The following is an 18488-nucleotide window of genomic DNA, read 5'->3' on the forward strand; positions in this document are numbered from 1 at the left end:
AACAAGATAGGAAATGATTATGCAGCCAAAAGTTCATACAGTAACAACAAGTGACCAACAAACGCTTTGTGCCAAAACATGGGGCGACGAAAAAAATACACCGTTGGTTTTAGTACATGGTTATCCTGACAATCAAGAAGTATGGGAATCAATCATTGAAAATTTAATCAATGATTTTTACATTGTCACTTATGATGTACGTGGGGCGGGTTTGTCGTCTATACCAAAACGTATACGCGATTACCGTTTAGAGCGGTTATCTCTAGATTTACAAGAAGTGGTTGATGAATTATTACCAAATCGTCAATTCCATATGGCTGCACACGATTGGGGTTCAATTCAATCTTGGGAGTCGGTAACTGAGCCTAAATTTAAAGGACGGTTATTATCATACACAACCATTTCTGGGCCATGTCTTGACCATGCTGCTTTATTTTTGCGTGATAAATTTAAATCTTCACCAGCTCAGATCCTAAAAATATTAACCAAATCTTGGTATATCGGTGCATTCCATCTTCCTTTGTTAGCACCAACAGTATGGTCTCTTTTTAGCCCTGAAAAATGGGGGAAAGTTCTGACTCAGCTAGAGAGAAAAAGTAATTTACCTTTAAATAATAATATTAATGCAGATGGTAAATATGGCATTAATTTATATCGAGCAAATTTTATTCCTCGTTTAACTGGCCCTCGTCAGCGTTATGCTCAATGTCCAGTCAAAGCCGTTATTTTAAAATATGACACTTTTGTGAGCCCCGAATATATTACTGAGGCTATGCCAAAGTGGGTGGAAAATTTTGAATATGTAGAGCTTGAAGCAAATCACTGGGCAATTCTAAGTGAGCCGGCAAAAATTGCAGATCATATTCGTCAGTTTATTAAGGCCCAAGCTTAATCATTGAGTGACTGCATAAAACTGTTAATTCGGCGATATTTTCGGCTTCATAGGTCTGAATCTGATAGAATGTCGCCTTTTGTTTTGCTCTGAATTTATTCATGAATGCTGTCGTTATTGCGATTGCAGTGATGTTTTTATTATCACTGGCGCGCGTTTCTGTCGTACTGACTTTAGTGGTTTCTGCCATTGTAGGCGGCCTCGTAGCAGGTTTAAGCCTTTCTCAAACCGTTGATGCCTTTAACGCTGGTCTTGGTGATGGTGCTGAAGTTGCACTTGCCTATGCTGTGTTAGGGGCATTTGCTCTGGCACTTTCAAAATCTGGTTTACCTGATTTGCTTGCCCATAAACTGATTGGTTTGTTGGGAATGGAAGCTGGAAAAAGCCGCGAGACGAAAGTGAAATATCTACTGTTAGGTATTTTACTCATCGCTGCTATTTTCTCTCAGAACCTAATTCCGGTTCATATTGCCTTTATTCCCGTACTCGTTCCGCCATTATTACGGGTAATGAACCATTTAAAGTTAGATCGTCGAGCAGCAGCCTGTGTGCTTACGCTAGGTTTAGTCGGGACTTATATTTTTCTTCCGGTTGGATTTGGTGCAATTTTCCTTGAACAAATTTTGATGGGGAATATCAACAAAGTTGGCGCAGCGTATGGCTTACATGTAGAGCGTGGCATGATGTCAATTGGCATGGCTATTCCTGTTTTGGGAATGGTTTTGGGTACTTTGGTTGCTGTATTTATTAGCTACCGTAAACCAAGAATTTATGCTGATCGCGCTATTACACCAACTACAACGATTGATTTAGATAAACCTCTTCGTGCAACAGCGCAAGATGAAACAGCTGACTTAAAAGCAGATGCAGAAGAGTTAAAGCATGAGGCAGAGCAAGCGCCCGTAATTGCAAAGAAAACGATCTATATGGCATTGCTTGCAATTGGCCTGACACTGGCTGCACAGCTCTATTCGGGTTCAATGATTTTGGGTGGTTTAGTCGGTTTTGCTGTTCTATCTACTGCCGGAATTTTTAAATGGCAAGATGCAGATGATGTCTTTGTACAAGGCATGCGAATGATGGCCTTGGTAGGTTTCATTATGATTTCTGCTGCGGGCTTTGCATCGGTAATGACGCATACAGGGGATATCAATCAACTGGTCAAAGGTGTGGTTGAAATCATTGGGGATAATAGAGCACTTGCAGCTTTCTTGATGCTATGCATTGGTTTATTTGTCACGATTGGTATTGGTTCATCTTTCTCAAGTGTACCTGTATTAGCCGTTATTTATGTACCGTTATGCGTACAGTTTGGATTTTCACCATTAGCGACGATTGCCCTTATTGGAACAGCAGCAGCATTAGGTGATGCAGGCTCACCAGCTTCTGATTCAACCTTAGGGCCAACAGCTGGTTTAGGTGTAGATGGGCAACATGACCATATATGGGATACAGTTGTACCTACATTTATTCATTTTAATATTCCGCTATTAATTTTTGGCTGGATTGCTGCAATGGTTTTATAGATTTTTTATAAAATATTAAATTATTAACCTTCTTAATGATGATCTTTAGATTTAAATTAAGAAGGTTTTTTATTGGCTAAATAAAAAGATGTATTTAAAATAAATTATATTAAAATACTCAGAATTGAAAAGTATATTAAAATGGTTGGTAATATAAAATAATCTTGATTAATAAGGTTGGAATAAAAACCAATTAAAATGGTTGGTTAATATATAATTTTATTTAAAACAGTTATTTAAAAATAAATGATAAATTAATTTTATAATGTGTATTGCATGATTTTAAAATACATGTTTATTATAAATATAAATAAGTTTGGAGATATTAAAGTGTTCAAAAAAGTTTTGGTTGTTGCATTAATGGGGATGTCTTCTTTTACTTTTGCTGGTAATTGGCAAGTGAAATTTGGTGGTAGTGTTATCGCTCCTTCGGAAGATACGACACTTGCTGAAAACACTGTAGTTAAAGCAGATCATGAATATGCATTTACACCATCGGTAGAATACTTTTTTAGTCAATCTCCATTTTCGGCAGAGTTATTATTAGCAGCACCTGTTAACCATGATGTGTTGCTAAATGGAAATAAGGTAGCGAGTCTTAAACAGTTACCACCAACGATTACTGCTAAATATCATTTTAAAAATTCGACTCGTTTTACGCCATATATTGGTGTTGGTGCAACAGCATTTATTGCTTGGGATGAAGATGGCATTGTAAAAGATGTGAAAGAAGATTTTGGTGTGGCAGGACAAGTTGGTTTTAATTTCCAACCTGCGGATGCTAAAAACTGGGGAGTATTTGTAGATGTTCGTTATGCTGATTTAAGCCCAGAAGTTACTTTAAATGATGGGACTAAGTTTGATCTAGATATTAATCCATTTGTTTACACTTTAGGTTATAGCTATAAATTTTAAGCATAATAATAAATAGAAAAAATATAATAATAAACCTAGACTCAGGCACCTCACATATATTTTATGTGAGGTTTTTTTATGGATTTTATTTGCACTAAAAAAAGCATAAAACAGACAGTTTTATACATATCTTATGCCAATTTTTTTCTAAACTAATTTCTATTCATTACAAAACATGGGAATAAAATCATGAACAAAAAATTAGCGATGTGTTTGGCTGTTTTTAGTGGTATTGCTTTTACACAGAGTTTGCAAGCCGCAAGTTTCTCATGTGATGCTGCAAAAACGAAAACGGAAAAAAGTATTTGTAAAAACCGTTCTTTAAATGATGCCGATGTGAAAATGGCGACGACCTATCAAATTGTTCTGCATGCTTTACCAATGGGCGGGCGGGACAACCAAAAAGATGCTCAGCAGCAATGGCTGAAAAAAAGAAATGCCTGTGCGGCTGGTGTAAGTTGTATTAGCAAAGCTTATCAACAACGACAACAGCAGTTAGACGCGATATTGCAAGATAGAGTGTTAAGCCACGGTCCATTTTAATTAGAGTAAAAATTTTTAATATTCAGGATTGAAAAATTCTAGAAGTACTCCATTCATAAAGCATTCGAGAACAAACAGACTTCAAAATTTAAGGAGTGATTTATGAGTGAACAAGCATCACAAAATTATAGTTTCCAAGCGGAAGTTGCACAGCTTTTACATTTAGTGACGCATTCTCTCTATTCTAACCCTGAGATTTTCTTACGCGAGCTGATCTCTAATGCATCAGATGCATGTGATAAGTTGCGTTTTGAAGGAATTAATCATCCTGAATATTATGAAAATGATCCCGATTTACATGTACGAGTCATTTTAAATAAAGAAGATAAAACTTTAACGATTTCTGATAATGGTATCGGCTTAAATCAGCAAGAAGCGATTGATAACTTAGGTACGATTGCAAAATCGGGTACTAAAGATTTCATGTCAAAATTGACTGGTGATCAAAAAGCAGATGCTCAGTTGATTGGTCAATTTGGTGTTGGATTTTACTCAGGTTTTATTGTTGCCGATAAAATTACCGTGGAATCACGCCGTGCGGGTCTAGATGCATCTGAAGGGGTGCGTTGGATTAGTGGTGGTACAGGCGAGTTTGAAGTTCAGCAAATTGATAAAGCTTCACGTGGTACCGACATTATTCTTCACTTGCGTGATGACGCGCTTGATTATTTAGAATCTTATAAAGTTAAGCAGATCGTTAATAAATACTCTGATCACATTAGCTTGCCAATTGAAATGCAAAAAGAAGTTTGGCAAGAAGAAGAGGTTGCTGAAGGTGAAGAGCCTAAAGGCGGCCAAATGGTCAAAACTGGCGAGTGGGAAGCAATTAACTCAGCTAGTGCTTTATGGACACGTAACAAGAGCGAAGTGACTGAAGAGCAGTACGTTGAGTTCTATAAAAACTTAACGCATGACTTTGAAGCGCCACTGGCTTGGGCGCATAACCGTGTTGAAGGTAGTACCGAATATACGCAGTTACTTTATATTCCAAGTAAAGCGCCGCATGACATTTTTACTCGTGAAGCCAAAGCGGGTATTAAGCTCTATGTGAAACGTGTCTTTATTATGGATGATGCGGATAATTTAATTCCAAATTATCTACGTTTTGTGCAAGGTGTAGTGGACAGCGCTGATTTACCACTCAATGTCAGCCGTGAGTTGTTGCAAGAAAGCCGTGATGTTAAAACGATTCGTGAAGGTAATGCACGCCGCGTATTAACTGTACTTGATGGCTTGGCTAAATCGGAAGATGAAAAAGACCAAGAAAAATTCAAGACATTCTATAGTGAGTTTGGTTCAGTACTTAAAGAAGGCTTGGGCGAAGACTTTGGTAACCGCGAACGTATTTTAAAATTATTACGTTATGCGACATCAACAAATGATGAAGTAACAACTTCTTTCGCTGACTATAAGGCACGTATGAAAGAGGGCCAAAAAGCCATCTACTATGTGACTGCTGACAGCTTAGCGGCAGCGAAAAACTCACCACAGCTTGAGTTGTTCAAGAAAAAAGGCATTGAAGTATTATTAATGGCTGAACGTGTTGACGAATGGGCAATGAATTTTGTTCAAGAGTTTGACGGTACACCATTAAAGAATGTCTCTAAAGGCGCGGTTGACTTAGGTGACTTACAAGATGCTGAAGAGAAAAAGGCACTTGAGCAAGCAGCTGAACAGTTTAAGCCTGTTGTTGAGAAACTAAGTGACTCATTGAAAGCTAAAACGCAAGAAGTGCGTGTAACGACGCGTTTAGTTGATTCTCCTGCATGTTTAGTGACAAGTGAAGGTGAATTATCACCTCAACTTATTCGTATGCTTAAACAAGCAGGACAGGCAGTACCAGAAATCAAACCAATTTTAGAAATTAACCCTGAACATCCATTAGTGAAGAAACTCGAAAGTTCAGAACAGTTTGATGACTTGGCTAACGTCATTTTTGATCAGGCTGTTATTGCTGAAGGTGGTTTACCGGAAGACCCAGCAGCTTATGTAAAACGTATTAATAGCTTATTGCTGAAATAATTCAGTTTAAAAAAAGCCTCTGAACTATCAGGGGCTTTTTTTGTGGATAAAGAAAGAGTTATCCACAATTTGATAATTTCTGATTAAAAATTAGCTTCGAGATTCATTTGAACGCTGAGCTGATGTTTCGAATCATCATCAATATGGTTAAAAAAGTTAAGGTTATTTTGCATAAAAAGCCAATTTCGCCACACAGGCTGGCGCCATGAAATATAAGGCCCCCAACTATTTAGCCGAATGTCATTTTTGGTATATACGCCACCACTATAGACACCATAAGTAAGATGATTATCCTTTAAAAATTGATACTGCTGGAAAGTCCAATTTCCCCAACTATAATCTTCATTTTCACTCTTATTCACATTAAATTTATTAGCGAAAAGAGTGTTGTCTTGCATTTTTTGCGTTAGGTTCAGCGTTGTTTCGGTGTAGTTCCGGCTAGTAGAGCCGTAGCGAAATACCTGTTCTGTATCCAAACTAATGTTATGCCTTAAATTCCATTTTTTCTTTGCCAAAAATTGTACATAAACATCGTTTTCTGAGTTTGAACCTAAATCAAGATTATTTTCAAAAGGCATCCAAGTTGAAATGGTGGCCCAGCTTGCACTCAGTGGATTAGTTGTCGAAACCTGTGTCGATGAGGTTTTCTTCTTTTTCTTACCAAAGGCTTTATAAGTCTGTTCAGGCTGAGTCGCACGTTTCCATAACGTATCATTTCCAAATACAGCCATTAGTTCTTGAATTAAGGCAACATCGGGTAAAGCATCATTTGTCTCTATTTTACAAGGAGAGAGTGAAAATGATTGTCTTTTTACTTTAGTAAAACTCGTAGAAGAATAAGGATAACGCCGTGACCGTTGGTGCTTGAACGTATTATAAAAAAATTGAGTATGCGGAATTAAAGCCAATACGCCGAAACTATAAATACAAACTAAGGCAGCTGATTTGTACTGAAATGAAAAAGAGGAGAATTGATTCATTTTTAAGGAGAAGGAATCAAAAATAAAAATTAGAACAATACTTTAAAAGGCTAAGCTTAAAAATTTATTTAAAAGTGTTTTATTATTCATCACCTTGGATGGGTTCCAAGGTGATGTTTGGTAGCTTAAAAAAGAGCTTCTAAGCGCAAGAATGTACTGACAAAATGGTTGCGATCTTCACGGTGATCATTAAAGTAATTTACATCTCCTTGAACAAAGAACCATTCACGTAAAACAGGTTGGCGCCATGAAACAAATGGTCCCCAACTATTTAAACGCAAGTCATTGTCGTTGTAATAACCACCTGTATAAATACCATAATTAAAACGGTTATTTGCAAAGAAACTATGTTCACGGAAAACCCTATTTTCCCAACTTAGATCATCATCTTGATCATCGGCATAAGTTAAGCTGAACTGATTTGATAAAATCGGTTGATTTGGTCTGGCATGGGTAAGTTCAAGATTGGTACGTAAGTAGTTTTCACTGTCTATGCCGTAACGATAAATTTGCTCAGCATAAAATTTAAAATCATTACGGAGTTGCCAATTTCTTGATGCTTTTAAACGAACATAAATATCGTCTCCAGAACGGATACCTAAGTCAGCATCTGTTTCAAAAGGCAATTTTTTCGAGAAATCTGACCAACGCAAAGCAATAGAACTATTGTCATCTCTTGTTTGTTTACCATTTAGCTTTTTATTGGAGTCTTGATTTGGGTTTTGGTTAATATTGGCCGGACTGTTATTAAATTCGTTATCTAAAGAATCATCACCAAATACCACACTTAGACGTTTTTCTAGCGTTGGTAATTTAATCCTGCCTCGTATTCTGGGCTTAATTTCAAAATTATCGTATTCATTCCAATAGTTATCGACCATCACGCGAATGGTTGCAGTAGCAGGTTTCTGTGGATCGACTTCACCAAACCAGTTATCAATTTTTTCAGAAGTACGATCGGCCCAATTACGAATTTTCTTTTGCTTACGGTCAACCCACGTTTGATCTTCTGTTTGTTCGGTAGGAGGAACAATAGGTTGACTAGACTGCTCTGGAAAAATGGTGGGGGTCGCATCTACCCAACGGGGGATCTGATCTAACAGATTTTCATCTGTTGTAGCTTCGGTTTGAACTCCAGATGACAAACCTTCTACTTGTTGGTTTTGAGAGGAAGAGCTCGTTTCTGCATGAGTAATGCATACCGAACCAAATCCAAGAGTTAAAAGGGCAAAAAGCTGCCGATAAGGCATTACGTGAAATGTTTTCATATCTATCTTTATGTTTTGTTGTTGTTTCCACTTTTGTTGATTTTTCTAATAAAATCAAGAGGACGACACAAAAGTTAAGTAAATTTAACTTTTTTTACATATTTGAAATAAATGAAAAAGTTTATGCTAGTAGCGATTATTTTTAACCAAAAAAAATCCCCCAATTAAGGGGGATGATAGATCAAGGAAACTTCAAATTCCGATCATTAAACACATAAAAAACAGAACATTACAGCGCGAATATTCTAAGAAGCAATCATAAACTGATTTTAAACAATTAGATAGTTCTTTTTTTAGAACGCTCTATTGCTAAAATGGTGATAAAACATACGATTTCATCACATTTTCAATTGTATTGATTTATTTCTGCGGAATATCACATGATTCATCATTACAAACAGCAGCATCATCTTGCTCAACAGCTTCAGCATTTGCTTTAAGTTGTGCTTGCTCTAAGACTTTTAAAAAGACGTCACGTGGTTGAGCACCAGCGAGTGCAATTCGTTGATCAAATACAAAAAATGGCACACCCGTAACATTTAACTGCTCTTTAGCAATCTTTTCGTCATGACGAACAAAGTCAGATAGCTCATTTGTATCTAATACAAATTCAACTTCCGCATTATCAAGACCAATACGAGAAGCAATTTCTTCTACAACTTCACGTTCACCAATTGCCAGACCTTCGGTCATATAAGCATGGAAAAAAGCTTCTTTTGCTTGGTTGCCTAAGCCTTTGCTTTGCGCAAGGTGAATAATACGGTGTGCATTAAAGCTATTGCCTGAGTTCGCCTTTTGCCATTGGAAATCAATACCTTCAGAGGCAGCCATGGCCGCAATATTGCGTTCCATTTCTTCCATCTCTTCATAGGTACGGCCATATTTTTTAGCTAAACGCTCAGTATTTGAAGTGTCATGTTTTGCTGGCGCATCAGGATCTAATTCAAAACTATGCCAGTGAATTTCAAGCTCAATATCTGCTTCCGCAGCTACATGTTCAAGGCGTTTTTTGCCGATATAACAGAAAGGGCAAACTACATCAGACCAGACATCAACACGCATGGGAGAATCTCATAAATTTTAATTACCCATCATAATAGGGATGATGCACAAGGATTTAAAGCTTTGAGTAGCGAATACAGTGTTGCGTATTGTGAAATAAATGGCATATAAAGAAGAATAAGCTCTATTTTATAACTATAAAGAGCAAAACTATAAGAAGGGAAATAGGAGGTGTGTATGCGCCGAGTTTTGATTGCGATAGCAAGTCTTATTGTTATCACAAGCATTGTTTTTTTCACCTATCAACATATCAAACAGCAGCAGGCCAAAGACAGTAGCCAAATGTTTGATGTCGTCATGACTGAAAAAATGAACCAGCTTTATGAACAAGCGCAAGACTGGTCTAAACCTGTCGAGCTTAATATTCACGATAAACGGTTGGCAGGACACTATAAGCAAATTTCAGAATTTCTTTTAAGTTATTGGATTCAAAATATTAATGCACGAAATGCATATTTAAGAGAGTTAAAGGCGGCAAAATGGGATACTTTTTTAAATGTTGACCGTCTAGATCTTGATAAAAAGCAAAAGTTTGTAGAAACCGAGAAGATGTTAGCTGCTGTCCGTATGGCTTCAGATCAGTATCAAACTGAATATGAAAAAATTCATAAAACTTTCTTAGCAAAAGTTCAGGAATTATCTGTCGATGCAGAGATGAGACAACTTCTTGAAATGAAATTAGGAACTCAGCAAAAAGCTGATCAAGATCATGCAATTTTTATGATTGAGCTACAAATTTTAGATAAAGCAGAAGAAATGTTTAAGCTTCTAAAAAATTATGAATGGCAGAAGAAAGATCAGATGATTCTTTTCCATGAAAATGCTCAGGTCAAAAAGTTTAATGGGCTTTACCAAGATGTTCTAAAACTGAATGCAAAAATTGAAAAAATTAAGAAAAAGAATGTAGCTGCACTCGAAGGAGATTTAAAAGAATAAGCGTAGCATGAGCATCAAAAATTATGGTTTGGTGCTCTCGGCTTTTCCTTTAGTTAAAAAAGATTGTAATAAACTTTGAGAAGTTTGTAGTTTGTTTAATTGTTCAGACACATGCATGAGTTCAGTTTGCAGTTTTTCTTGAACCACTGAGCACAGCGTAAATACGCGTTCATCTAAATCAAAACAAGGCAGTAAGGCTTGAATGTCTTTTAAGTGCATGCCTGCATCATTTAATATTTTAATTTTCTTAATATTTTCAATGTCTTTTTGTGTATAGCTTCGATAGTTATTACTCGCCCGATGAGGCTGTATAAGTCCTAAACTTTCGTAATAACGCAGCATACGCGGGCTGACTTTTGTGAGTTCGGCAACTTTGGCAAGGTTCATAAAATGGGGTTGACCTTAACAGTGGTGTCATAGTTTAGCATGTTTGTATATTTCAAAATGGTACTTGTTCCATGATCAGAAAACTCATTTTATTGGTGTTATTCGGATTAATGTCATTTGTTGCAAATGCCAAAACACTTGAACTTCAGGAGAAGAACATGCGTCAAATATTTGTGCTCCATGGTTACTCTGCTTCTATAGATGATCATTGGTTTTTAGATTTAAAACATCAAATAGAAGATGAACATACGACTGTTACCTTAATTCCATTTCCAGATTCTGAGCATCCAGATGTGGATGCTTGGCAGAAGGTTTTAGATCAACAGATCCCTAAGGTGGATGAGAATACCTATTTTGTTGCGCACAGTTTAGGAGTGATTACGTTACTGCACTTTTTACAAAGGCACGATTACCAAAATATTGGTGGAATGATTTTAGTATCTGGATTTTCTGGTCCAATTTCAGATTTTTCTCCACTCGATGCATATATAACAAAAAGTAAAGTCGATACGAACTATTTTAAGGACATAAAGAAAAAGCTGGTGTATTTGTCTGATAATGATGATTTGGTTCCACCAAAACTGACGATTCAATTGGCGAAAGAAATTGATGCGCCGTACATTACGGTTCCTAATGGTGGGCACTTTTTGGGTAGAGAAGGTTATACGACGTTTCCACAAGTCGTGAATTCTTTAAAAGAGATGTTAAATGATTAATAAAAATCCCCGTATTGAGCGGGGATTTTTTAATCTTTATTGAAAGTTTGTAATTCTTATCCGTAGTCTATTAAGGTTGGTAAATGATACCCATGACTTTCGCAGGTAAAGCGATAATATCGAAAGTTAAGGTAAACGGAAGCAGTGGTAAATTTGCTAGTTTCTCCTTAGTGGATAAGGGAACTTTTCCGCTCTTATCGTGAAGATATTGGATTTTAACGTGATATGGCTTGGATAAAGGGGTTATTGTTTTAAGATTGTTTACAGGAGGATAAACAGTTCCTTCAAGATTTAAATCAAATTTATGTGGTTCTAATTTCTTTGCACAGCCACATGGAACTACACCATATTGTTTAAATAAAGCTGATTCTTTCTCGTTCAATTTTCCATTAGGTGGGGTGTAAGAGAATCTAATATGTCCGTAAAAACGGTTACTATTTGAAGCTGGGGCATTAAAGTCTAACTCATTACTTATTTGAATATATTGTGAATTTAGCTGGCTAATTAATTTAATGAAATCGTTACCACCTTTATTAATGACATAACTATATTTTTTTCCTGCGATAACAATACTATCTTCAGGTTCATTGGGTAAGGATATGGATGGTTTACCGAATGCGATTACATCATCTTCAACTAAAGTGATCCATTCATGGCCTGCGTCATATTTTGTAAATAGCTCTCGCGTGTTTTCACCAATAATTCGATTACTTGCACAACCAGTGAGAAGGGAACTGACAAGTAGGCAGCTCATGACAATGTTCTGATTTAATATTTTAAATTTCATTATTTCTATTGAATTCAATGGATTTATAAAAGGCTGACTATAAACAAAAAATCGTAGTATTTAAATCTAACAATATGATCTGACTTAGCTACTTTCAGACTAATTTCTAAAATATTTTTTATGAAGTTCCTTACTATTACATTAAAAAATTTAATTATATTTACCGTTTATCTGAGCATTACTGAATCAAATTCGACTTTGTTGTAGCCTATTTATAGATACTTTTAATTTAATCATCATCTTTTAGTTGAAATAGGGTGAGTGATTTTTGGAGCAAGTTATGAACTTTCTAAAACAATCAGCCTTCATTGCTGCATTTGCTTTTATGGGTTTACCGACTGTTCAAGCAGAAGAAGTGGCTACTTTACCGACAATTCGCGTTATGGCTGAATCTGAGCTACGTGAAGAGGTGGGATTTGTACCCTTCCAAGAAGATAAAAAAGTGCGTCAGGCTTTGCAACACCGTGAGTATAAAATTCATAATGATATACAGAATGCTTTAGTCCCTGAAGGCATGACTACGGTAGATTATCAGCCAGTTATGGCACAACCTGATTTGTCTCAACTTTCTCCATTCTTACAACAATACATTTTAGCGGTAGCGGGTGGAATACAGTCTTCTGATCCAACCAATGGTATCTTTGAAATGTTAAGACCTTTGAATATTAATCGCAGTAATGTCGATGCTTATCGTGAGGGTACGATGAAAGTAAACCTTAATGACCTCATAAATTTACAGCAGCAAATTCAAGACGGTTTAAAAGGCCGTTAAAATAAAAATCCCCGCATTGAGCGGGGATTTTTTTATCTTGGTGTTAATTAAACACGTTCGATTACTGTTGCAATACCTTGACCAAGGCCGATACACATGGTCGCAAGACCAATTTGAGTATCTTGTTGTTCCATTACGTTCAACAACGTAGTGGTGATACGCGCACCAGAACAACCTAGTGGATGACCCAAAGCAATCGCACCACCATTTAAGTTAATGATGTCTTGCTTGTCATAAATACCTAAGCCTTTCATTACTGATAAGCCTTGAGCAGCAAATGCTTCGTTTAACTCGATAGTTTGAATATCAGCCATCGTTAAACCAGCGCGTTTAAGCGCTTTTTGAGTTGCTGGAACTGGACCATAACCCATGATTGCAGCATCGCAACCTGCAACTGCCATAGAGCGAATTACAGCGCGTGGTTTTAAACCTAACGCTTGTGCACGCTCAGCAGACATAAGCAACATTGCAGAAGCACCGTCAGACAACGCTGAAGATGTAGCAGCAGTTACCGTACCGCCTTTCGGATCGAATACAGGACGTAGTGCTTTGAACGACTCAAGGTTTGCATCTGGACGAATTACTTCATCAATGTCGCAAAGGATTTTAAAACCATTTGCATCGTGACCTTCAACACCAACGATTTCGTTTTTAAAACGACCTTCTTGAGTTGCAGCCCAAGCACGGCGGTGAGATTCAACACCAAATGCGTCTTGCTCTTCACGGCTAATGCCGTTCATGCGACCTAACATTTCAGCAGTTAAGCCCATCATGTTAGATGCTTTAGCATAGTGTTTAGATGCTTCAGGGTTTAGGTCGATGCCATGCATCATACCTACGTGGCCCATGTGCTCCACACCACCAATAATGAAGATATCACCTTGGTTGGTTGCAATCTGTGCAGCAGCAGTATGAAGTGCTTGCATAGATGAACCACAAAGACGGTTTACAGTTTGACCTGCTACAGTTTTTGGTAAGTCAGCCAATAAGCCGATGTTACGACCAATGTTCATACCTTGTTCTAAAGTCTGGTTTACACAGCCCCAGATCAGATCTTCAACTTCATTGGTGTCAAACTGGTTACGAGCAACGAGCGCACGAACCAACTCAGCAGATAAGCTGTCAGCACGTACATTGCGGAACATACCGTTTTTGGTTTTACCCATTGCAGAACGTACGCCATCAACGATGACAACGTCACGTGGATTTAAAGTAGCCATTCACGTTGCTCCTTAACCGTAGAATTTTTTGTTGTTAGCAGCCATGTCACGCAACATTTGTGGCGCTTCATAAGCCTTACCTAAGTGTGCATATTTGTCGCAAAGCGCAACATATTCAGCAACACCTGTCTGGTCGATATAACGACATGGACCACCACGGAATGGAGGGAAACCTACACCCATAATCATTGCCATGTCTGCTTCAGCAGCAGTTGCAACGATGTTGTCTTCTAAGCAACGAACTGTTTCGTTACAGAAAGCAAGCATCATGCGGTCAATGATTTCTTGGTTATCAAACTCGCGTTTTTCACCCGTTACGAAAGGAGCAATGATTTCATACGCTGTTGGATCAACAGTTTTTGCTTTCTTGCCTTTCTTATCGAGTTCGTATTTGTAGAAACCAACGTCGTTCTTTTGACCAAGACGTTTAGCTTCGTACATTGCTTGGATTGAACCTTTAAAGTCTGGCTTCATACGGTCTGGGAAACCTTCAGCCATGACTTCTGCACCATGTACACCCGTGTCGATACCAACAACGTCGATGAGGTAAGCAGGACCCATTGGCCAGCCAAACTTAGACATTACATTGTCAACTTGCTGGAAGTCTGCGCCGTCTTTTACAAGAAGGTCAAATGCACCAAAGTAAGGGAACAATACACGGTTAACCAAGAACCCTGGGCAGTCATTTACAACGATTGGTGTTTTACCCATTTTTTGAGCAAGAACAACAGTAGTCGCAATCGCTTCTTCAGAAGTCTTTTCACCACGAATTACTTCTACAAGCGGCATCATGTGAACTGGGTTGAAGAAGTGCATACCAACGAAGTTTTCAGGACGCTGTAATGCTTTCGCTAAACGTGTAATTGAAATTGTAGACGTGTTAGACGCAATAATCGTGTTTTCACGAACATGCTTTTCAGTGTCTGCAAGAACGATTTCTTTAACTTTTGGATTTTCTGTAACCGCTTCGATCACGATATCAACTTCTTTAAACTCATCGTAGCTTAAAGTAGGGCGGATACGTGCAAGGGTTTCACCCATTTGCGCAGGTTTCATTTTCTTACGTTCAACTTGTTTAGTTAACAAGCTGTTCGCTTCTGACATACCTAGTGCAAGTTGTGGGTTACCAATATCCTTCATGATGATTGGTGTGCCTTTGCTTGCCGCTTGGTAAGCAATACCACCACCCATGATACCAGCGCCAAGTACAGCTGCTTGGTTTACTGGGTGCGCACCTTTTTCATGTTTTTTAGCAGTTTTCTTAACAACTTGATCATTGAGGAATAAACCAATCAATGCACCAGCTTGTGGAGTAATCGCCGCTTTAGCAAAACCTTCGGCTTCTGCTTTTAATGCTTCGTCACGCGCAAGGCTTGCACCTGCTTGTAATGAATCAAGTAATAATTTTGGAGCAGGGTATTGAGCAGGATTTGCTTTAGCAAGTACAGCACCTTTTGCTGTGTTGAAAGCCATCATTTGTTCAAGTGGGTTCAATTTTACAGCATCAAGTTTTTCTTGACGTTTTGCTTTCCAGTTCAAACGACCAGAAATTGCTTGCTTCACTAAATCAGTTGCAGCTTCAAGTAATTTATCAGCAGCTACAACCGCATCTACAGCACCATCTTTTAGTGCAGCAGCTGGTTTTTTAGGAGCAGCCATTGCCATCCATTCAACCGCGTTGTCGATACCAATAACACGGCTTAAACGTACGCTACCGCCAAAACCTGGGTAAATACCAAGTTTAATTTCTGGTAAGCCCACTTGTGCAGCTTCTGACATCACACGATAGTCACACACTAAACACATTTCAAAGCCGCCGCCTAACGCCATACCGTTAATAGCAACAACTTTTGGAATTTCTAAATCTTCAAAGCTATTGAAGATTTCGTGAACAGGCATAAGCCAGTCAACAATCGCTTTTTCGCCTTGAGCGAAATTTTCACCAAATTCGGTAATGTCTGCCCCAACAATAAATGTTGATTTGCCAGACGTAACAACTAAGCCTTTAATATCGTTATTTGCTTTTACCGCAGCAATAGCAGCTTGGAAATCTTCAATTGTTGCACGGTTAAATTTATTGACCGACTCACCTTGTAAGTCAAAGCGGAATTCTGCAATTCCGTCCGAAAGCATTTGGACGGTAATGGCATTGCCAGCGTGGATCATGCCTGATCTCCTTGGTTTTGGAGGACTTCTAAGTTGATGTTATGAAGCGTGTGCACAGCTTTGGTACACATTTATGCTTCGCTAATCTTACGATAACTATATCTAAAAAAAACCTGACAAGTTGTATCAAGCCGTGACGCAAGGGTCATCTTATTTATTATTCAATTCATCTGTATTAAATGCATAAAAGAAATCATAAAGATAGCTGCTAATCCAAGGCTTTTGTTTTGCTTTAAATTTTTCTTTATAAAGCTCTGGAAGTATCAAGATTTCTTATAAAAAATAAGAAAATTCAAAAGTTAATTTTTTGTCAAAAAAGTCAATTGTTCAATTTTTATCTTAAAAAAGCGAATAAAAATAACAACAAGTTTTAACTTTTTAAAGTGTTGAAAAAACACCGAGGCTTCTTTTATTTCTTATAAAAATATGAGACCTATTATTTGACTTATTTTTTTTACATTCGCTTTTTATAAGTCAATTTTGTTAAAATTTGTGCCAATTAAATAAACTTCCGGTTTCTATTGCCTTAAATATAAGGTGAAGTTACCCCTAATCTTTTGAATAGAGTAGCAATATGATTAAGTGGATCATATTAGCGATTTTTGTGATATCGGCATTGTATATCCAGCATCGCGGTAAAGTGCGTCACTCGTTTTATCGTCAATTTTTTGACCATTCAACCTTGCTCGCACCGATTAACTTTTTAATGTACATCTTTTCAAAGGTGCCGAATCAGCCTTATATCGACACCCAGCATTTTAAAGATTTAAAAGTGTTGGATGAAAATTGGGAAATGATTCGTGATGAAGCAAAAGCTTTATATGACCAAGGTGGGATCAAAGCTTCAAGTACATATAACGACTTAGGTTTTAACTCATTCTTTAAAACAGGTTGGAAGCGTTTTTACTTAAAATGGTACGAGTCAAGCCATCCGTCTGCTGCTGAGCTTTGTCCAAAAACCACAGCTCTTCTTAAAACATTGCCGACAATTAAAGCCGCAATGTTTACCGAGCTTGCACCTGACAGTCGTTTGGTAAGACACCGTGACCCATATGCAGGTTCACTGCGTTATCACTTGGGTTTAATTACGCCAAATGATGATCGTTGTTTTATTGATGTTGATGGTGAAAGATACTCTTGGCGAGATGGTCAAAGTGTCGTGTTTGATGAAACCTATATTCACTATGCTGAAAATAAGACGGATCAAAACCGCATTATTTTCTTTGCAGATGTTGAACGTCCAATGAAAGTGAAATGGATGGAACGTTTCAATCATTGGTTTGGTCGTAAAGTAATGACTGCTGCAAGTTCACCGAATGAAACAGGTGACCAAACAGGTGGTTTAAATAAAGCTTTTGGTTATGTTTATCAAATTCGCATTAAAGCTAAAGCATTAAAAGCTAAAAACCGTAAGTTGTATTACTTCTTAAAATGGTTATTAATGCTTGGGATTTTCTTCCTGATTTTTGTTCGACCATATATATTTTAATTAAAACGCCCGAAAGGGCGTTTTTTGTTTTAAGCTAAAATAACCTGTTATAAGGAATAGATTATTAATAAAATCATTAGTCAATAATTTTACCATTTTTGAAGACTTGAATAAGACTTCCTTGCCAACCATAGATGATAACGCGATCTATCTCTGATTCAATCATTAAATATCCTTTTTTTATATCGCCTTCAACAATAATCTCTACTTCAGAATTTGATTCAATATTATATTCTTCTGCCCAAGGTTCGATTATTAATTTGATTTTCTCGTTTTTCGAGTTTTTATAAATAAGCTTTTGTTTTAATCTCATAATTATATTTCCATTGCTATAATTCATTATATATCATTGTGATATGTCTCTTTCTTTTATTTTGGTAAGGAATTCATCCTGTAGATCTCCATTTAAAATTACTGTCTTCTCATTTTCTGTATATGTCAGCGTAAAGTCACCAGGGATCTGATTTAAGGTCACAGGACCATCAATAATACCTAGAATTATACTTGTAGTATCAATAGTCGTCTGTTTAATGATTTTAAATAAGGTTTCCTTATCTTTTTGAGATAAAGATTGATAAAAAGTGAGAGCATCAAACCAGTAGGGATCTTCTTTAATTTTATTATCGATTAAAGTAGATGAGTAAATCTGTTTATAAGTATCGATATATTCGTCTGAAATAGTATTTATAAGTTCTTTGACAAATTCTTTGGTATTCATAGAAATTAACCTTTATTAAATTTTGTGACTCATTTCACAGTGCGGGCAATTTGTTACAACTATTAAAAGCCAAAGAGCAATTTTGATTC

General features: G+C 37.1%; 18 protein-coding genes. 9 read left to right on the forward strand and 9 right to left on the reverse strand.

The genetic code is table 11. The annotated features are described in order from the left end of the window. The first annotated feature begins 13 nt into the window (after positions 1–13). From ODQ17_RS16000 to htpG, 5 genes are all read left to right on the forward strand, one after another. Positions 14–892, forward strand: coding sequence for an alpha/beta fold hydrolase (locus ODQ17_RS16000; protein WP_107880609.1), 879 nt, complete (start codon positions 14–16; stop codon positions 890–892). Between the two features lie 101 nt (positions 893–993). Next, on the forward strand, positions 994–2418 hold the full coding sequence (locus ODQ17_RS16005) for a Na+/H+ antiporter family protein (protein WP_005301747.1): 1425 nt from the start codon (positions 994–996) through the stop codon (positions 2416–2418). 330 nt (positions 2419–2748) lie between these two features. After that, entirely contained in the window at positions 2749–3333 is a 585-nt protein-coding gene (locus ODQ17_RS16010) for an OmpW/AlkL family protein (protein ID WP_023274335.1), read from the forward strand. 189 nt (positions 3334–3522) lie between these two features. After that, entirely contained in the window at positions 3523–3876 is a 354-nt protein-coding gene (locus ODQ17_RS16015) for a lysozyme inhibitor LprI family protein (protein WP_144733831.1), read from the forward strand. 102 nt (positions 3877–3978) lie between these two features. Further along, entirely contained in the window at positions 3979–5898 is a 1920-nt protein-coding gene (htpG, locus tag ODQ17_RS16020) for a molecular chaperone HtpG (protein ID WP_049838001.1), read from the forward strand. Between the two features lie 83 nt (positions 5899–5981). Here htpG and ODQ17_RS16025 read toward each other — a convergent pair whose 3' ends face one another. The 3 genes from ODQ17_RS16025 to ODQ17_RS16035 all read right to left on the reverse strand — a co-directional run bounded on the left by ODQ17_RS16025 (position 5982) and on the right by ODQ17_RS16035 (position 9208). Further along, a complete protein-coding gene (locus ODQ17_RS16025; RefSeq protein WP_322904957.1) occupies positions 5982–6878 on the reverse strand; it encodes a selenocysteine synthase in 897 nt (298 codons plus the stop codon). Between the two features lie 125 nt (positions 6879–7003). Then, on the reverse strand, positions 7004–8146 hold the full coding sequence (locus ODQ17_RS16030; protein WP_322904958.1) for a hypothetical protein: 1143 nt from the start codon (positions 8144–8146) through the stop codon (positions 7004–7006). Positions 8147–8506: 360 nt separating this feature from the next. Then, the gene (locus ODQ17_RS16035) at positions 8507–9208 is read right to left on the reverse strand and encodes a DsbA family oxidoreductase (protein ID WP_322904959.1); all 702 of its coding nucleotides are present in this window, start codon (positions 9206–9208) and stop codon (positions 8507–8509) included. Positions 9209–9385: 177 nt separating this feature from the next. On the opposite strand from ODQ17_RS16035, the gene ODQ17_RS16040 reads away from it, so the two are divergent. Then, on the forward strand, positions 9386–10144 hold the full coding sequence (locus ODQ17_RS16040) for a hypothetical protein (protein ID WP_322904960.1): 759 nt from the start codon (positions 9386–9388) through the stop codon (positions 10142–10144). 21 nt (positions 10145–10165) lie between these two features. On the opposite strand, the gene ODQ17_RS16045 is transcribed toward ODQ17_RS16040, so the two are convergent. Continuing rightward, on the reverse strand, positions 10166–10531 hold the full coding sequence (locus ODQ17_RS16045; protein WP_322904961.1) for a MerR family transcriptional regulator: 366 nt from the start codon (positions 10529–10531) through the stop codon (positions 10166–10168). Between the two features lie 71 nt (positions 10532–10602). Between ODQ17_RS16045 and ODQ17_RS16050 the strand changes: the two genes are divergently transcribed. Beyond that, positions 10603–11247, forward strand: a complete 645-nt coding sequence (locus ODQ17_RS16050; protein ID WP_322904962.1) for an RBBP9/YdeN family alpha/beta hydrolase — start codon at positions 10603–10605, stop codon at positions 11245–11247. A 70-nt stretch (positions 11248–11317) separates the two neighbouring features. Here the strand turns inward: ODQ17_RS16050 and ODQ17_RS16055 are convergent, their stop codons facing one another. Continuing rightward, positions 11318–12034 carry a hypothetical protein gene (locus ODQ17_RS16055; protein ID WP_322904963.1) on the reverse strand — a complete coding sequence of 239 codons (717 nt, stop codon included), beginning with the start codon at positions 12032–12034 and terminating at the stop codon, positions 11318–11320. 280 nt (positions 12035–12314) lie between these two features. Between ODQ17_RS16055 and ODQ17_RS16060 the strand changes: the two genes are divergently transcribed. Next, positions 12315–12806 carry a hypothetical protein gene (locus ODQ17_RS16060; protein ID WP_199987298.1) on the forward strand — a complete coding sequence of 164 codons (492 nt, stop codon included), beginning with the start codon at positions 12315–12317 and terminating at the stop codon, positions 12804–12806. Positions 12807–12853: 47 nt separating this feature from the next. Here the strand turns inward: ODQ17_RS16060 and fadA are convergent, their stop codons facing one another. Continuing rightward, positions 12854–14026, reverse strand: coding sequence for an acetyl-CoA C-acyltransferase FadA (gene fadA / locus ODQ17_RS16065; protein WP_004795064.1), 1173 nt, complete (start codon positions 14024–14026; stop codon positions 12854–12856). Between the two features lie 12 nt (positions 14027–14038). Further along, complete coding sequence (gene fadB, locus ODQ17_RS16070; protein WP_322904964.1) at positions 14039–16192, reverse strand: fatty acid oxidation complex subunit alpha FadB; 2154 nt, start codon at positions 16190–16192, stop codon at positions 14039–14041. A gap of 574 nt (positions 16193–16766) precedes the next feature. On the opposite strand from fadB, the gene lpxO reads away from it, so the two are divergent. Beyond that, positions 16767–17681 (forward strand): lipid A hydroxylase LpxO, encoded by a 915-nt coding sequence (gene lpxO / locus ODQ17_RS16075; RefSeq protein WP_004795061.1) that lies wholly within the window; start codon positions 16767–16769, stop codon positions 17679–17681. A gap of 76 nt (positions 17682–17757) precedes the next feature. Here the strand turns inward: lpxO and ODQ17_RS16080 are convergent, their stop codons facing one another. Then, a complete protein-coding gene (locus ODQ17_RS16080; protein ID WP_322904965.1) occupies positions 17758–17994 on the reverse strand; it encodes a hypothetical protein in 237 nt (78 codons plus the stop codon). Between the two features lie 33 nt (positions 17995–18027). Further along, positions 18028–18399 carry a transposase gene (locus ODQ17_RS16085; protein ID WP_199943478.1) on the reverse strand — a complete coding sequence of 124 codons (372 nt, stop codon included), beginning with the start codon at positions 18397–18399 and terminating at the stop codon, positions 18028–18030. Positions 18400–18488: the final 89 nt, after the last annotated feature.

The sequence above is a fragment of the Acinetobacter sp. IRS14 genome (genome assembly GCF_034650275.1).
Taxonomy (GTDB): domain Bacteria; phylum Pseudomonadota; class Gammaproteobacteria; order Pseudomonadales; family Moraxellaceae; genus Acinetobacter; species Acinetobacter oleivorans.

Excerpts from the sequence above, each read along its gene's own strand:
- lpxO (WP_004795061.1), top strand. The coding sequence starts at position 16,767 with ATGATTAAGTGGATCATATTAGCGATTTTTGTGATATCGGCATTGTAT.
- htpG (WP_049838001.1), top strand. The coding sequence starts at position 3,979 with ATGAGTGAACAAGCATCACAAAATTATAGTTTCCAAGCGGAAGTTGCA.
- ODQ17_RS16030 (WP_322904958.1), bottom strand. The coding sequence starts at position 8,146 with ATGAAAACATTTCACGTAATGCCTTATCGGCAGCTTTTTGCCCTTTTA.
- ODQ17_RS16005 (WP_005301747.1), top strand. The coding sequence starts at position 994 with ATGAATGCTGTCGTTATTGCGATTGCAGTGATGTTTTTATTATCACTG.
- fadA (WP_004795064.1), bottom strand. The coding sequence starts at position 14,026 with ATGGCTACTTTAAATCCACGTGACGTTGTCATCGTTGATGGCGTACGT.
- ODQ17_RS16040 (WP_322904960.1), top strand. The coding sequence starts at position 9,386 with ATGCGCCGAGTTTTGATTGCGATAGCAAGTCTTATTGTTATCACAAGC.
- ODQ17_RS16000 (WP_107880609.1), top strand. The coding sequence starts at position 14 with ATGATTATGCAGCCAAAAGTTCATACAGTAACAACAAGTGACCAACAA.
- fadB (WP_322904964.1), bottom strand. The coding sequence starts at position 16,192 with ATGATCCACGCTGGCAATGCCATTACCGTCCAAATGCTTTCGGACGGA.
- ODQ17_RS16055 (WP_322904963.1), bottom strand. The coding sequence starts at position 12,034 with ATGAAATTTAAAATATTAAATCAGAACATTGTCATGAGCTGCCTACTT.
- ODQ17_RS16025 (WP_322904957.1), bottom strand. The coding sequence starts at position 6,878 with ATGAATCAATTCTCCTCTTTTTCATTTCAGTACAAATCAGCTGCCTTA.
- ODQ17_RS16060 (WP_199987298.1), top strand. The coding sequence starts at position 12,315 with ATGAACTTTCTAAAACAATCAGCCTTCATTGCTGCATTTGCTTTTATG.
- ODQ17_RS16045 (WP_322904961.1), bottom strand. The coding sequence starts at position 10,531 with ATGAACCTTGCCAAAGTTGCCGAACTCACAAAAGTCAGCCCGCGTATG.
- ODQ17_RS16035 (WP_322904959.1), bottom strand. The coding sequence starts at position 9,208 with ATGCGTGTTGATGTCTGGTCTGATGTAGTTTGCCCTTTCTGTTATATC.
- ODQ17_RS16015 (WP_144733831.1), top strand. The coding sequence starts at position 3,523 with ATGAACAAAAAATTAGCGATGTGTTTGGCTGTTTTTAGTGGTATTGCT.
- ODQ17_RS16050 (WP_322904962.1), top strand. The coding sequence starts at position 10,603 with ATGATCAGAAAACTCATTTTATTGGTGTTATTCGGATTAATGTCATTT.
- ODQ17_RS16085 (WP_199943478.1), bottom strand. The coding sequence starts at position 18,399 with ATGAATACCAAAGAATTTGTCAAAGAACTTATAAATACTATTTCAGAC.
- ODQ17_RS16080 (WP_322904965.1), bottom strand. The coding sequence starts at position 17,994 with ATGAGATTAAAACAAAAGCTTATTTATAAAAACTCGAAAAACGAGAAA.